Here is a 15,548-nt window from a genome sequence, read left to right on the forward strand (position 1 = left end):
TAATCCTACCTACTGCTCCTACTCCATAAAGGGAGATACCATCATGCTCGAACAGCACAATTCACATCCACAATCATCAACTGACCTCTTAGCACGGAAAAAACTTTTGGACCATGAATTGTCACGCTGTCTCGATGTGCTGATCGCAAAAGGTAACCCGAAAAAGGTGATCCTGTTTGGAACCATGGCTAAGGGCGGGGTGAATGAATGGTCCGATATAGACCTGGTCGTGGTTGAAGAAACAAAACTTCCTTTTTATCAGCGCCTGCGAAAAATCAGAGGAATGCTTCGTCCTCAAGTAGGAATGGACATTGTTGTCTATACGCCTGAAGAGTTTGAAAAAATGAGTTCAGAGCGCGCCTTCGTCAAAGATGAGGTTATTCAAAATGGAAAAGTGCTTTACGAACGAAGCGCGTAGCCGCTGGCAGTATTTTGCACATCAAGATCTGCAGATGGCGGAACTTGCATTGAATGAAGGCATCTTCAATCAGGTCTGTTTTCACAGTCAGCAGTGTGTTGAAAGTGCCTCAAAGGTCTGCTTGCGGGGTTGAACCTAAAAGTTCCCCGTACCCACTCCATTGTCGATTTATTGAGGGCTTTGCCTTCTGACTGCAGCAACAAACTCATCGGCAATTTGCGGGAGACCCTCGAACTGATGGACATCTATTATATTCCCACTCGCTATCCGGAAGCCTTGCCGGGCAGTCTGGCGGAAGGGTTGCCGGAGCGTGAAGATGCAATCACGGCCATCACCACGGCACGTGAATGCTGGCAAAAACTGGGCTGAAAGAGGACAAAAGCCAATGGATGCGCTGGATACCAAGCTAAACGAAATCTTTTCCGGAAAAGTGGTGCGCAAGGATCTGTTGCACCACATCAAGAAAGGCACGAACGTGCCGACATTCGTGCTGGAATTTTTGTTGGCCCGATATTGTGCCAGCGACGAGCAGGAGGAGATTCAGGCTGGGATCGAGGCAGTCCTTGCCACGTTGCAAGACAACTACGTCCGGCCCGACGAGGCCAATGCGGCCCAGTCCAAGGTGGCGACCAAGGGCAAGCACCGTTTCATCGACAAGGTCCATGTTCGATACGTGGAAAAGGAAAAACGGCATTGGGCGAGCATGGAGAACTTCAACTCCCAGCGCATCGCCATCCCGGAACGTTTCTACAAGGACAACGATCGGCTGCTGGAAGGCGGCATCTGGAGCGAGGCCACCATTGCCTACAACGAGGTGGATGACGATGACTATGCGTTCTATATTGAAGACTTGCGACCCATCCAGCTCAGTCGCTTCGATTTTGAGCATTATTGCGAAGGACGCAAAGCCTTTACCACGGAAGAATGGCTCAGCGCCATCCTGCGCTCTGTGGGCCTTGAACCGAACCGGTTGTCCCACCGCCTCAAGCTGCACTATGTAGCCCGTCTGGCGTCCCTGGTAGAAGCCAATTTCTGCTTCATCGAACTCGGTCCTCGGGGTACGGGCAAGTCGTACTTTTTCAGCGAATTTTCCCCATATTCCACCCTTATCAGCGGTGGTCAGGCCACCAAGTCCACCCTTTTCTACAACAATGCCCGCAAGCGCATCGGCCTGGTAGGTTACTGGGATACCGTGGCCTTTGACGAGGTGGCCGGCATCAAGATCAAGGATCAGGACACGATCCAGATCATGAAAGACTTCATGGCCAACGGACGCTTTTCCCGGGGCGTTGAAGTCATTGCCGACGCCAGCCTGGCATTCGTGGGCAATATCGACCACTCCATCGAACAGGTGGTGAATTCCACGGACTACGACCTGTTCATGCCCCTGCCCAAAGAATTCGACCTGGCCGTAATGGACCGCTTCGCCCTGTATCTGCCGGGCTGGGAAATGCCCAAGAACGCATCAGATTATCTGACCCTTAATTACGGGTTCATCACCGACTATCTGGCCGAAGCATTTCACCACCAATTTGCCCGGACCAACCGCTATGAAAGCGTGTCCAAGCGCATCCGGTTGGGCACATCCGTGGAAGGTCGGGACGAGAAAGGAATCAAAAAAACGGTCTGCGCGTTTGTAAAGATTCTGCATCCGGACGGACAGCCCACGGACGCCGAGTTCGAATCCTACGTGGCTTACGCCGTGGAGGCCCGGCGCAGGATCAAGGAGCAGATGAACAAGCGTAAGCCGGATGATGAATTTGCCATGATCGACCTGTCCTACTTCAACGCGGATGGCCAAGAAATCGTCGTCCGCTGCCCGGAGTCCCAGGATGCCCCGGCCACTCAGCGCCCGGTACGCAAAACCCTGAGTGGATTAGGCAGGTCGGAAGGCGCTGTGGCGCATCGTCCCGCCCCGACAAAAAAAGGCTCTGAACAATCAAAGAGCCAGCCGCCACTGGATCTGCAGCCCACCCCTACCGAAATCCTCCCGCTCACTCCCACCCAGACTGATTCGAAACCTCGGGAACAGCATTTCACCATTCTCTATGGGGACACCGGCCACAGCTATGAATCCATCCTGGCTCCGTATTTGGCCGATGCAAAGGAGGTTGTCGTCGAAGACCCTTACATTCGGATGACCCACCAGGTTCAGAACTTCGTGCGTTTTTGCGAGGCAGTGCTCAAGAACTCGACTGTCAGAAAAATTCAACTCATCACTGGTTTTGACGATAATCAACAAGTGGCGGAAACCAAGGATAAACTCGACGACCTGCAACAAAGCCTGCTGGACATGGACGTCGCGCTGGAAGTGCGGTTCAGGGAAGGCATCCATGACCGGGAAATCCGTCTGGACAACGGCTGGGTCATCAAGATTGGCAGAGGCCTGGACTTTTACCAGAGACCAGGCACGTGGTTCGATATCGGCGCCAGTGACCTTTCATTGCGCAAATGCCTGGAGACGAAAGTGGATATTTACAGGAATGAGAAATGATTCAAAGCATGTCTAACGCTTGGAGACAAGTTTATGCCTCAATCAGTTCATGCAAGTCCTGTCAGTTTGGCCGTTAACCATGAATTACAAGAAAAAACTGCTCGCGATTCCAAGAATGCGATTCTTGCCAAACAACTTGCAAAACAGAAAAGAATTGAGAGTCCTCAGGTCGTAATTCCGCAAAACTTTACGGGCAACGTTACGCGCGACGAAACAGATCGGAGAGAATATAAACTACGTGAGTTGGCTGCTTTCCATGAAATAAGCGAGCATCCCTTTCAAGCCATGGTGGAAGTTATCACCGAAACTGAGGACGAAAGGGACAATGTCCATGTAAAAAAGCAACTCTGGTATGCCAATGAAAAATTGAACTGCAATATAGTACTGGGAACTGACGGCAACAGCATCAATATTCTCTCCTGGACTCACCCCGGCCTTCAAGCGGCCATTTCTCGGCCGTTAAATTCAGAACATGATCTAGACGATGACGGATTGACACTTTTAAGTGTGAAACCTTTGGTCAGGGCGCGTTATGACCAGGTGATCCCAGAGGTTATCGGCATCTATGAACCTCTTGGCCGAACCAGGATGGAAGAACGCCCTGAACCAAAGACTGGGCTTAAAGCAGTCAAACTGAACATGACCCCAGATCAAATAAGTGCGTTCATCAGTAAAATGGATGGGCTGTTGTTCGTCACTGGCGCACCGGGAAGCGGAAAAACGACAGTCGCATTCCAGCGAGCTCGTTTTCTGATCAACGAATATTTGGATCCACAGCGACAAAAGAAACCAAACAGAATACCTTATACTCCCGAACATACACGGATATTCCTGGGAAACCAGAACCTCGTCGAATACTCCCGGTCTTTGCTTACGGAAGGACTTGATCTTCCAGCACAACTTGTCGAGTTGGTGCCAAAGTTCATCAATGCATATCTAGGAGATATTTGGCAGTACAAGCATGATGCCCGAGCTCGACCGAGAAGGCTGCCACCCCTCGAGACACGAGCCAGGATGGCTTTTTTCGGACTCGGCACGCCTGCTGATCTGAAGGGCATTTGGAATGTTTATGAATTGCAGATCATAGAACGCTTGAAGCAGGCGATGGATGCGGCGTGGGTTGTAAAATTGCAAAAAGATTCAACCAAAAAAACATCCAGCGAGACTTTGGCTACGGCGCTCTCCATTTGTGCGAATATTTCCCCTGGCAATAACCCCATTGGGTCAAGGCTGAGACTGGATGACATATATCAGCGTGTGAGCGGTCAATATGAGGAGCATAGAAATACACTTAAAGGCACTGCTCGAGAGAACTTTGACAATCTTTTCAAGCAATGGATCTATCATGTGTATGACCCGTTTGATGCTTTGAAAATCTATTGGTCAGATCATTTCTTAACTGGCAAGGAGAGGATGAAAGCAGGCACTGCCTCTCGCATTGAAACCAATGAGATTTTGCAGAGCTTGCAACAAGACTGGGAGAAACGGTACTACGGACCAGAAGAAGAGCCTTGGCTGGCCTGGCTTCTGCGTTTTGCCATGCCTGAAAGAATGCATCATGAACGGAAATTCAAAGAAATACCAAGTGCCTTTGGCATTATGGGAACTGAAGATAATCGTTGGACGCATGTCGTTATTGATGAGGCCCAAGACTTATGTGTTGCTGAAGCATCAATCATCGGCTCATTGGTTCATCCCATGGGCGCGCTTACAGTTTCAGCAGATTTCAAACAAATAGTCTCCCCTGTTTGGGGGATGACTGACATGAATGGTTTTTCCATTGGCAATAAATTTTTTAACTCGAAAAACCGTCGACAGTACCCATTTGCCAGAAACATGCGGCAAAGCCAGCAAATAGGATTATTTTTAGAATCGTTCTATCAAGCGGCCTTCGGAGAAAGGGCAAGATTTGAGGCTGGTAATAGAATACAGGACATAAAACCACAGTTATTAATTTGTCCGCAACATGAATTCTCATTAAGAATCAAACAAGTGTTCAATTTGGTCAACAGGTCTCCTGTTCTTTCAAGCATTGCACTTCTTCAGATAAATGAGGATCAAGAAAGCATGGAGCGGCTGCGGGATTCGCTAAAAAATATTAATGTTCCTTTAGCTAACATTTGGGAGTCCAAAGTCGATAAAAACCATCTTGTGACAACGAGCGTTGAGCGGATCAAGGGATTGGAATTTGACGCATGTATTGTTCTCGGATTGGATGACGTCGAACGTGCTTCATTAAACTTCACCACGAACAGAGCATATGTAGCATTATCAAGACCGACAAGACGGTTGGCAATTATCTGTGAACACTTTCCCAGACTTCTTCAGAATGTAAATACAACTTTATTTGAGACAATACGTTCAAACTAATCGAACTCCAGGAGAATTCAATGAATGAATTAAGTAGGGAGCCTCTTTTCCCCGAATTTAAAAAATATGCCGATGAAAAGAAGCTTATTGAGTCTTCCAAAGGAAGCAGCCAAATAAAAATATATCGAATTCTCGGCCACGGAAAAACAAGAGCTAAAGGACTCGACCTTCCTCCCGCACCCATTGAAAGAATGCAGGAGATATCTACTTTTGATTCCCAAGATGAAAACGCCTTGCCTGACAGCGTTGCCAATGAAATTGCCGATATAAAAAATAAACTGAAGGAAGAGCTTGCTCATTTTCGCAGTCAAGAGGGAATACGCAGGTTTTCGGTCCAGGCATTGAAATCGCTTGATGTTCCAACCGGCCAAAAAAATAATCATTTCTTTGCGGGCCGCTTTGTTTTAATTCCATCAAATGGAGGGATGGACTGGGCTTGGTCTCTGACGAAACATTATCCAATTGTTTCCAAAATCCCTCCAGATCTAGGATATCTGAAGGAGGCTCATGCAAGAGCAGAGAGGTTTATCGAGGAAATTATTTTACCAGTAGAAGTCTTTAACAATCGAATAGACCTCAGTTGGGCCATGGCGAGACACTTTTCGGAAAGTTCAGAACAAGTTTTAATCAGGGATGTCGCAAGAATGTTCAAGGTAGCTGGCCAGGATGACAAATTTTGGAATAATCCAAAAAAATCTTTTTTTACTGACCGACCTGATGCAACATTCATCGCAAATCTCATGCACAGCATCTCCAGAAATACTTTGAGTAAAAAATATAATTTCATTCCTGCGACCCTTCATCAGTCAAAACAGGCATTTTATTTTCCTGAAGATAATGAAGGTACACTAACAAGGCCAATGATATACATGATTAAAAAGTAGAAGGAGATCCAATATGGATATTTCAAAAAAAGACGCAAAGTATTTAAAAAATCAACTTTTAAACGCACCCGTCGCACCAGGTATCTCATCCTATTTAATCAATGCTGGTACTGAAAAAGTACTTGATATTCTGGAAGATCAGTATTTTAAAGAGGACTTGGCAGAAGGACTTTCATGCTTCAAATATATTGAAGGTGATTATGGACTAGGAAAAACACAGTTTATCTTGAGTTTGTGCAACAGAGCACAAAACAATGACATCGTAACTTCGGTTGTTACCATAGGAAACGAGTGTCCATTTAGTTCTCAATTAGCGATTTTTCAACAAATAATGTCCTCTTTTCTTGCACCACGGAAACTTGGGGAGAACCAGCCCCTAAAAGGAATCGAGGTGTTGCTGCAAAGATGGGTTCAACAAAAACTTCGTGAAGTTGGTCTCGAAAAAAACCAAGAAGTGCCAAGCCCGATAATATCGCAGATCAAACGCACATTCATCTCTCCTGCAATAGGTGTTAGAGATCCTCAAATGTTCATAGGCCTCCAAGCCTTGGGCAAAAGACTTTTAGATTTGGAATGCGGAGCAAATAAAACCATTCTGGATGACGAACTTATAAGTTGGGTACGTGGAACCAAAATTTCTTCAAGAGGTCTGAAAGAGCTCGGCCTTACCGAACCAGCAAAAGAAGAGAATGCCTTTGCGAGGCTGAAGACAGTGATTCATTTTTTACGGACAGAAATGGCTTACAGAGGATTTTTAATTGCTTTTGATGAAGGGACAAGGACAGCTTCCTTTCGTAGAGGAAGCGTCAAGCAGAAGCAAGCCATTGAAAACATGTTGAGCATGATAAATGATACAGCTGAAGGTGAATTTGCAGGCATCATGTTTCTTTATGCAGCAACGCCGGATTTTAGAAGTGAAGTCATATCAAGTTACCGCGCCTTGAAAGACAGGATAGGTTCCACGCCATTCAGTATTGGAATGCCCATCACTCCGCTTATAAATCTGGATGTTTTATATACCAGTGATGTCACCACAAAAATCGGTGCAAATCTTATGGAGCTTTTTGAAAAGTCAGACAATTTTGAATTTGATAAAAATTTACAGCATGAAAACATGATTCAGATCATAAATGCTCAAAAAGAGGTAATGCATTACATTGAAAAGGTACCACCAAGAGCATTTGTTTCCTGTTATTGCAAATTTTTAGTTAATCAAATCCAAAATCAGCGGTCAATTGCCTACCCAGAAGCGGTAAAGTTTGTTCAAAATATTGATGCGTCACATAACGAGGAGAACGCATGAAGATTGTCAAAGGGATTAATGTTGAACATCCTGAGTTTGGACATGGCAAGGTGATAAATGTGCTCGGAGAAATCATTACCGTAAATTTTTTCGGAGAAAAAATTGATGTAGAACATAAAGATTTAAATATTCTTATTTCGCTATCGTCACCTATCACAATATCATCGCAGGGTAATAACGGAAAAAACACTTTTCGAAAAGCATTTGAGGCAGTGAACCTTGGAGTTGTTCCGCCAGATGAAAATGAACTCATTAACTTTTCAATCGATGGGAGCAATCAAACATCGTTGATTGAATCATGGCTAGAAAACATATCAAAAAATGGCCTATGCAAAGTAATTTTTGGAGATTACGGCACTGGCAAATCTCACTTTTTGCACGTTATAAAATCTGTTGCTCTCCGTTCAGGTTGGGTTACCGCCTTTACGGAATTTGACCCTAAAGCGGCTGATCCAGCTAAACCAGTTTTGGTATATAGATCTTTGATGTCCAATCTATGCTTTCCCAAAAAAGATGACGGAACAAAAAGCGAAGGTTTTTTAGGATTGATCAAAGAAATTCGTTCTAATTGGGATATTGTTCAACACTTGCCACAAATTAAAGCCTCCCCTTGGTTCAAAAACGCACTACCGACAATTTTGCACTATCCACATAATGAAGATCCTGATTATCTCCGATTAGCTTATTGGCTTGCTGGTCAAAAAGTAAACATTGGCGACGTCCGAAAAATGGTCAAGAATTCAGGAAAAAAGCCTCATTTATTGCCATTGATGCCACTCATTAAGGAAACCAGTGACATATACTGTCATCACTTAATTGTTATCAATGAGATCTGCAAAGCACTGGGGTATAAAGGTCTCGCTCTCATTCTTGATGAAGCTGAACATGTTCGTGGTTTCACCCCTATGAGGCGAACTCGTGCAAACAACTTCTTTGATATATTAAGCAGAAGTGCGCACATGCCGAACACACAACTGCCTGAACCTGTACCGAATGACTTCGGGCATGAGTTTCCAGAATATTGGGATCAAGGCCCTCATTTTGCACTTTTTGTAGGTCTCACACCAGGCGACGCACTGACAGTTCCTGATAATTCTTTACGCGATCAATGCATTTTCTTACACAATGAAGAAGATAAGCACATATTATCACCTCCATCTGCAACAGATTATTATCAATGGATAAATAATTTTTTAATCCGTTATCATCAATTTTACAGTTTAAATGCCCACCTTCTTGAAGATATTACAATTGTAAAAAGCATCGCTGCCTTGTTGCGTGATCGTTTTGATTCAGCACCGATAGATAAAAAAATATTGAGAATTTGGATTAAAATTGCGGCTCTCGTTCCGGCTATGATTATGGCAAGAGCCGTTTGTTCTCCCCATGATCTTTTGGAAAAAATAGGTAATGTCAGCAATGAGGTCATCGGAAATGTCCTGCCCTGGGAACAAAACTGAACTGGTCAGACTCACTCGCATGATGCCGGATTCTTGGCCTGTTTTTTTTAACCAACGCATTCCAAGAACGATCCAGGCAGAATCAATGCCACAAATAGTCCAGGGCAAATCTGTCTTATTAACTGGCCCAACTGCATCAGGAAAAACCGAAGCTGCCGTCGCCCCTTTGTATCAACGACATATATCTTTCGGGCGAACTGAACTTGGTGTCATATATATTGCTCCAACGAAGGCCCTGGTTAACGATCTTTATCATCGATTACAGGAATATTTTTGCCAACAGACAATTGGTCTTGTTGCTCGATATACCGGAGATCGTCATGATTTTGGCAAACCGGATGGTGTCTTCATCTTGTTGTGTACCCCGGAAGCTCTTGACTCGCTAAGCTTGATGAGACCAGAAAAAATTGCTTGCGTACGCGCTTTTGTCATTGATGAAATTCATTTGCTACATGGAACAGCGCGAGGTCAACAATTAAGACATGTCATAAAAAGGATACAAGGTTTTTCCATTAAACCTTCAGATCCAAGAGATGTGATGCAGATTATTGGCATGAGCGCCACCGTGGATGATATTAGCAATATGGGAAAAAAATGGATCAATGATGATTTCACATTTATTTCCGTAGGAGATCCAAGAAATATCAATGCAACATTTCTTAACTCTAACAACACGACAAGCAAGCCACTTTTATTGAAAGAATGGATAGACACAACGGATATCAATAAACTTCTTATTTTTGGCAATACAAGAAACTCCACGCATCAATTTTCTGCTTCAATTCATAAACTTCTGTTTGATAAGTATCCTGTATATATGCATATCGGCATTCTTTCAGCACTTGAGCGAGAACGTGTTGAAGAATCTATGAGGACAAACAAGTTTGGCATTTGTGTTGCTACCTCCACCCTGGAAATTGGGATTGATATTGGAGATATCGATGCTGTGGGACTTATAAATCCACCATCGAATATTGGTTCGTTCTTACAGCGAATTGGCCGCGGGAACAGACGTACGGGTTCTTGTCGTGTGATATGTTTGTGCGAAGATGAACAAGAAGAATTTGTTTACAGAGCACTGTTACATTGTGCATCAAAAGGAATACTTGACGATGTGCATGAATATGTGAGGCCTTCTGTCTGTTTTCAGCAGGTTTTGAGCCATTGCTGGCATGGAATTCGACACGGACATCCTGTCACCAGGAAATCAATCGCAAAGCGTACTGGCGGCGACGACCTTGAGTCCATTATCGAAGACATGCTTGAAACTGGAGCATTGCGTGACATCGGCGGCGCATTGATACCTAATGATGATCTTATAGACATCGGTGATAAAAGACAAATCCATTCAACTATTGTTGGCACAAAAGGCCGGATGGTCACTGACGCGACATCTGGCGATACTGTCGCCAATTTTGAAGGTTATGGTTATACCAAAGGAAGTGTATTTGTCGCTGGAAATATCAAAAAACTTGTTGAGTCGCCAAATGGTGATATTTTTGTAGAGAAACCTTCATCCGGAGTAAAAGATTATTCCTTAGCTCGGCTACCATCATCACGTGGAAAACAGGGATTTTCGAGAAGGTTAGTGTGGGCTGTCGCAGAACTTCATAATGAAACACCCAATATATGGAAAATCAAAAAAACCAAGCTATATACCTGGGGTGGTACCGGATATAACAATCTGCTCAAGTTTTATTTAAGATTAATGCTGCCAGGGTTAACCTTAAACTCAGATGATTACGGACTTTCAGAATGGCCGATTGATGTAATCATTCAACCCAAAGAAATAAAAAAATTCACTGAAGAAATATCACGATCAGGATCAATCTCACTTGATATCGCAGCTCAGTTTCGTCAACCAACGAATTTTTTCACCAAACTCGGAAAAGATCTCCAGAGAGCCGAAACGTTGAACTCAGTTCCGATGCATGGTTTTTTAACTTGGCTTGATGAATGCGAGAACTGCATTGTTGCAGACAATATAAATTGAGATCCAAGCGCTTGTTTTCTTGCCTTTGAAATTTCATCATTTTCAAGAACCCATTTTTTTAAATTCAGGATGTGCTTAAACCTTTTGGAGTCGGCATTTGATTCTTTTCTCTCAATTCACAAACGACCTCGATTACTCTGATGATCCTGATGGAGGAAACCATTGCGCCAACGGGTTGAGGGTTACAGTTGGGAACACTTCAGACAAGGAGCAAATTTATGTTACGGACAATCCCCGGAGACATTATCGGTCAGCTCCGTGAGGCGCTGGCCGGTATCAAGAACTCAGACACCTACAAGGATATCGTCGAGCCCAAGGAGCGTGTACTGGCAAGATTCCAGCCCACGTTTTCCAAAGAGAACGTTTCGACGATCACTCCTGAAGAGTATCAAAGTTTTCTCCTGTTCGACAACAACCGCCACTGGAGCGGCCTTCACCGCCAGGGAACCCGCATGTGCGCTGACATGGGCAAGCTTCGCGAGGCGCTTGCGTGGCTTGTGGATGAATCATCGCCCGTCGAAGAACGACTGAACAGGGCAACGAGTATGGTTTCCGGCATGGGAAAAAACGTGGCCACCGCAATACTCCTCGTCGTTTTTCCGGAACGCTATGGCGTATGGAACAACAGATCAGAAGCACACTTGAAACACTTGGGCATCTGGCCTGGCTTTGAGCGCGGGGAATCCTTCGGAAGCAGGTATATCAAGGTAAATCAAGTTTTGCTGCAGCTTCGCGACGCGCTTCAAACCGATCTTTGGACCCTGGATGCCTTGTGGTGGCATATGGATCAGCAAGCGGAAGGAGCGTTGCCCCCTGAAGTGGCTAACGATCTGCCTGTCTCTTCAGGAATATGCTCTGCACCGAGTTTTGGATTGGAGCGACACCTTCACGAGTTCTTACGCGACAACTGGGAACATATCGAACTGGGCCGGGATTGGATGATATACCAGGAACCTGGAGACGATGAAGCCGGATATGAGTACCCCTGTGATGTCGGCCGAATCGACATCCTCGCCAAACATCGCAACCAAGCCCGTTTCTTGGTTATCGAACTCAAGCGCAACCAAACCAGTGATCAGACCGTTGGCCAGCTCATGCGCTACATGGGATGGGTCAAAAAACATCTCGCGATAAATGGCGAGGAGGTGTGCGGGATGATAATCTGCAGAGAGGCAGATAAAGCGTTGAAATATGCATTGACCATAACAAATAACATTCAGTTGCGGCTTTACCAGGTGGAATTTCATCTCATGACGCCAGATAATAAAAACAACACTATGTAATTGTCACGATTTTTGATCGAAACAAAAGTTTCAATGAAAAACTCTAACAAGGTGCTCATATCCTGGGTTGCTGTGAACAATGATCCGTTTGAACAAAATATTTCGACGGGTGATTTTCGGCTTGTGGAAGGAAAGTCTGTTCCAGGTCCAACCATGACCGTTTTGTTTGATGAAGAGTCTCCTTATCTCAATCAGATCCATGATATTGTCCTCTTGCACATGCAGTCTGATGAACATGCGAATTCCCGAGGACAGCGCGCCATCACCGAGACAGTTGACGCAATTCGGGAGAAAAATCCAAAAATACGTATTCAAATTGAACAATGCAGAGGAGACGACGCGAGGCAGTTCGCAAGGGCAAAACGGGTTCGTTGGCCAAACAGAAGAAAGCTGCTCTCCATGTAAAGGTCTCGGCGAGGCAACGACTGGAGGCATTCGAAAGGCTTAGGGATGATTTTATTCAAGCGATCCCAAAGGCAGACTCTTTACTGAAATGCCCCGCTTGCGGCACAACCGCGGCCCCTGTGAACGATTTCAAGCCACGCGCAAATGATTGCTTCCATTGTGATTGCCAGGAATGCAAGACAATATGGGCTACCCGCATGTGCAGAAACGGACATCGATATGCCGTAATGCTCCCAGGCAAACATATCGATGCCGATGACAGTAAGTGGCTGGGAAGATCGCACCTATGGAAGTGATATTCTCACGCTTCCGGGACGCACGGCCAATGAATCCTGGGGTTTTGTCTGTCCGGAATGCGGTGAAACGTCTTGAGTTACGCTCCATGATATCATCGAGAGAAATAAGTACAACGATTTTTTACTGAAAAAATATGTTACGATTTATTTTTTTTCTATCATTTCTTGCCGCCCTTTTCTTCTGGAAATATCCAGAATACATTCCGAATCACCAGAGGACATTCCATAAACCTCCTGGACTCTTTTCCGAAAAGATGAATGCGTCTGATATTATAAAGCTCACCAATGAGTACAGAATATCCTTGGGGCTCACCCCACTTCGAGAAAATTTTCAGTTGACGCATGCTGCTGAATACAGAGCAAACGATATGATCAACAACAGGTATTACGCTCACGTCAACCCCACTACTGGGGAAGGACCTGGAGAGGCGATCAAGCAGGCTAATTACCAATTCATTACATATGCTGAAAATATTGCCATGGGAAACTGGCAATCCAATCGACACATTGTTGACGGCTGGATAAACAGCCCTGGTCATAGAGCGAACATCGTTAACCCAAATATCAAAGAAATCGGGGTCGCCATCATCAAAGATAAGGCAGCCTCACTTGGCCGCCCTTCCGTGTACTATGGCGTCCAGCTATTTGCCAGTCCAATGCCTGATTGCTCCCGCCCGAGTGAAGCCGACAAAGCCCTACTCCAAGAAATGCAAAGAAAAAATGATGATATTTGGAGAAGAGTCAATAATCAAAAAAGTGAAATTGAACGACTGCAAGCTCAAATAAATCGCGAACAGAACAACAACACAAGAAACAGAATGATTAATGATTACAATAGGCAAGTTAATACATACAATAACCTTGTATCACAAGCAAACGGCATGCAAGAAAGCCTAAAACTCGTTATTCATTCCTACAATAAAAAAATCAATGAATACAACTTATGCATGCAAACTGACAATTTTGTTTCAAGATAAATGTCTATAATATAATAACTTAGTGCTTGAACAGCCTATTGCAAAACCCGATATCCCCTCCCCACCATACACCGCCGAATAATCTCCATCTGGCTTTTCGCTCCCTCCGCCGCCCCCGTCATTCCACCTGACGTCCCGCCAACAGCAGCTCTCATTCCGGCGAATTTCCCTGCACGTCCAAAATATGACCTAACAACAAGTCCGAGCAAAGCGCTGGCTCCGGCACCGATAGCGCCGCCGACTATGGTTGATGTCGCCGGCAGACGCATTCACCCTCCACGACTCCATTCGCCAGCTCAATCCCCGCTTCCCTACCAAGGAACTCCTCCTGCCCCTGGACGACCCGCGGCGGGAGGAATTAGTTTTTATCCGGAAACGGCCCTTCCTTTTGGCTGCGTCAGTCTTCACAATTATTCGTCAACGTATTGATATACGCCTCCTCATAATTGCTTACTTCCTTGCCAAAACAAAAAACTGCTCGTTTTCGAATTGAAAACCGGTAGTTTCAACATCCGGAAACAAAAGAGTTTCCTGATGGAAACGAATTAGCTCGCTTGACGCAAGTTCTTGAAGCGGACGGGCTTTTCAAGGACACCCGGCGCACCGGTTATCTTCGGCAATGGGAGGCGTTGCTGGCGGCAGAAAGGATGGAGCATTACGGGGCATGTGGCCGGGAAGTAGTGACACCCTGGAACGCCACGAATTGAAAAGACGAGTTGACGAAGAGTGTCAGACATTCTAATTCTTGAATCAACATGTCGTGGCAGTGCATTCTCGTTGTCATTGCCCATTCGAACAATCAAATCTCTCCTTGGGTGCGCCATGAACTATTCACCAGAAATCGGAAAAACCTTAGAAAACACCTTCCAAGCCCTCCCACCGGAAGAAAGGGCCGCTGTAATCAGTCACGGGGTAGCCGTCCGGTTTTCCGAGCTCAACAAACGGCTTTTTCTCGCAGAAAGCAAGGTTCATTTTTTTCAAGACAAGTACAAGACGACACTGTCTGAAATCGAGGGCAAAGGTCTGCCTGACGATGCTGATTATGAGATGCACGAAGATTATGTGATGTGGAGCCATTGGACTGACGTCATTGGCAAGGTCAAAAAACAGGTCTGTGCATTACAAAAAATCGCTGAACTTGGAGTCTACAGGTAGATGCAGGCTTCCATCCGGCTGCTCGAAATTGAGGAAAAGTTCGAGCAGATTGTTCAGCGCATTGTCCCTATTGAATTAGATGACGAAACCTTGAGATTGATTCTGTACTTCAAGGACGGTAGTAATCTTCGCGTCGCTGAACAATGGAATGGTGATCGCCTGCTACGGTATAGCTACTATTGGCTGACAGCGGAGAACAAGCTCAATATCGGTTGGGACAATGCCCCGCATCACAAGCAATTTGAAACGTATCCACATCATCGACATGTTGAGAAGCAAAATATCTTACAGCCTTCTAACGAAAAATGCCTGGAAGATGTGATGCAAGTTATTGGCAGTTCAATTTTGAATACTTGAAACCTGTCGTCATAATGAGTGATCGTAATTCAGCAAAGCTGGAGGCAAGGAACATTCAGCCTCACATCTTGTTATCCCATGTCAATCGCGGACAAAACCGGAAGGGGTGGATTGTTCAGCCTGCGTACCTACTGCAACACCCGATACCCCCTC

Annotated in this window: 13 protein-coding genes and 1 pseudogene; all 14 read left to right on the top strand. The window is 45.2% G+C overall.

The genetic code is table 11. The annotated features are described in order from the left end of the window. Nucleotides 1-43: 43 nt before the first annotated feature. The gene (locus tag ACYQ15_RS00080) at nt 44-418 is read left to right on the top strand and encodes a nucleotidyltransferase domain-containing protein (protein ID WP_459935509.1); all 375 of its coding nucleotides are present in this window, start codon (nt 44-46) and stop codon (nt 416-418) included. Between the two features lie 34 nt (nt 419-452). Then, nucleotides 453-787 (top strand): annotated as a pseudogene (locus ACYQ15_RS00085) (HEPN domain-containing protein). A gap of 16 nt (nt 788-803) precedes the next feature. Then, nucleotides 804-2,912, top strand: a complete 2,109-nt coding sequence (gene brxL / locus ACYQ15_RS00090; protein ID WP_459935510.1) for a BREX system Lon protease-like protein BrxL — start codon at nt 804-806, stop codon at nt 2,910-2,912. Nucleotides 2,913-2,945: 33 nt separating this feature from the next. After that, nucleotides 2,946-5,282, top strand: a complete 2,337-nt coding sequence (locus ACYQ15_RS00095; protein WP_459935511.1) for a helicase domain-containing protein — start codon at nt 2,946-2,948, stop codon at nt 5,280-5,282. Nucleotides 5,283-5,302: 20 nt separating this feature from the next. Then, complete coding sequence (locus tag ACYQ15_RS00100) at nt 5,303-6,166, top strand: hypothetical protein (RefSeq protein WP_459935512.1); 864 nt, start codon at nt 5,303-5,305, stop codon at nt 6,164-6,166. 13 nt (nt 6,167-6,179) lie between these two features. Then, nucleotides 6,180-7,469, top strand: coding sequence for a BREX system ATP-binding domain-containing protein (locus ACYQ15_RS00105; protein WP_459935513.1), 1,290 nt, complete (start codon nt 6,180-6,182; stop codon nt 7,467-7,469). Continuing rightward, entirely contained in the window at nt 7,466-8,929 is a 1,464-nt protein-coding gene (locus ACYQ15_RS00110) for a BREX system ATP-binding domain-containing protein (RefSeq protein WP_459935514.1), read from the top strand. Before ACYQ15_RS00105 ends, ACYQ15_RS00110 begins: the two co-directional genes overlap by 4 nt. Next, nucleotides 8,904-10,922, top strand: coding sequence for a DEAD/DEAH box helicase (locus tag ACYQ15_RS00115; RefSeq protein ID WP_459935515.1), 2,019 nt, complete (start codon nt 8,904-8,906; stop codon nt 10,920-10,922). Before ACYQ15_RS00110 ends, ACYQ15_RS00115 begins: the two co-directional genes overlap by 26 nt. Nucleotides 10,923-11,110: 188 nt before the next feature. Further along, nucleotides 11,111-12,205, top strand: a complete 1,095-nt coding sequence (locus tag ACYQ15_RS00120; protein ID WP_459935516.1) for an endonuclease NucS domain-containing protein — start codon at nt 11,111-11,113, stop codon at nt 12,203-12,205. A gap of 33 nt (nt 12,206-12,238) precedes the next feature. Then, nucleotides 12,239-12,610 (top strand): hypothetical protein, encoded by a 372-nt coding sequence (locus tag ACYQ15_RS00125; protein ID WP_459935517.1) that lies wholly within the window; start codon nt 12,239-12,241, stop codon nt 12,608-12,610. A gap of 430 nt (nt 12,611-13,040) precedes the next feature. Further along, nucleotides 13,041-13,883 (top strand): CAP domain-containing protein, encoded by an 843-nt coding sequence (locus tag ACYQ15_RS00130; RefSeq protein ID WP_459935518.1) that lies wholly within the window; start codon nt 13,041-13,043, stop codon nt 13,881-13,883. Nucleotides 13,884-14,437: 554 nt separating this feature from the next. Next, nucleotides 14,438-14,590, top strand: a complete 153-nt coding sequence (locus tag ACYQ15_RS00135; RefSeq protein ID WP_459935519.1) for a hypothetical protein — start codon at nt 14,438-14,440, stop codon at nt 14,588-14,590. A 115-nt stretch (nt 14,591-14,705) separates the two neighbouring features. After that, complete coding sequence (locus ACYQ15_RS00140; protein ID WP_459935520.1) at nt 14,706-15,038, top strand: hypothetical protein; 333 nt, start codon at nt 14,706-14,708, stop codon at nt 15,036-15,038. Next, nucleotides 15,039-15,395, top strand: coding sequence for a toxin-antitoxin system TumE family protein (locus tag ACYQ15_RS00145; RefSeq protein ID WP_459935521.1), 357 nt, complete (start codon nt 15,039-15,041; stop codon nt 15,393-15,395). Nucleotides 15,396-15,548 lie beyond the last annotated feature (153 nt).

The organism is Desulfonatronum parangueonense, assembly GCF_054656975.1.

Bases quoted from the DNA above. Each gene is read 5' to 3' on its own strand.
- ACYQ15_RS00080 (WP_459935509.1), top strand. From the start codon at position 44: ATGCTCGAACAGCACAATTCACATCCACAATCATCAACTGACCTCTTA.
- brxL (WP_459935510.1), top strand. From the start codon at position 804: ATGGATGCGCTGGATACCAAGCTAAACGAAATCTTTTCCGGAAAAGTG.
- ACYQ15_RS00095 (WP_459935511.1), top strand. From the start codon at position 2,946: ATGCCTCAATCAGTTCATGCAAGTCCTGTCAGTTTGGCCGTTAACCAT.
- ACYQ15_RS00100 (WP_459935512.1), top strand. From the start codon at position 5,303: ATGAATGAATTAAGTAGGGAGCCTCTTTTCCCCGAATTTAAAAAATAT.
- ACYQ15_RS00105 (WP_459935513.1), top strand. From the start codon at position 6,180: ATGGATATTTCAAAAAAAGACGCAAAGTATTTAAAAAATCAACTTTTA.
- ACYQ15_RS00110 (WP_459935514.1), top strand. From the start codon at position 7,466: ATGAAGATTGTCAAAGGGATTAATGTTGAACATCCTGAGTTTGGACAT.
- ACYQ15_RS00115 (WP_459935515.1), top strand. From the start codon at position 8,904: ATGTCCTGCCCTGGGAACAAAACTGAACTGGTCAGACTCACTCGCATG.
- ACYQ15_RS00125 (WP_459935517.1), top strand. From the start codon at position 12,239: ATGAAAAACTCTAACAAGGTGCTCATATCCTGGGTTGCTGTGAACAAT.
- ACYQ15_RS00130 (WP_459935518.1), top strand. From the start codon at position 13,041: ATGTTACGATTTATTTTTTTTCTATCATTTCTTGCCGCCCTTTTCTTC.
- ACYQ15_RS00140 (WP_459935520.1), top strand. From the start codon at position 14,706: ATGAACTATTCACCAGAAATCGGAAAAACCTTAGAAAACACCTTCCAA.
- ACYQ15_RS00145 (WP_459935521.1), top strand. From the start codon at position 15,039: ATGCAGGCTTCCATCCGGCTGCTCGAAATTGAGGAAAAGTTCGAGCAG.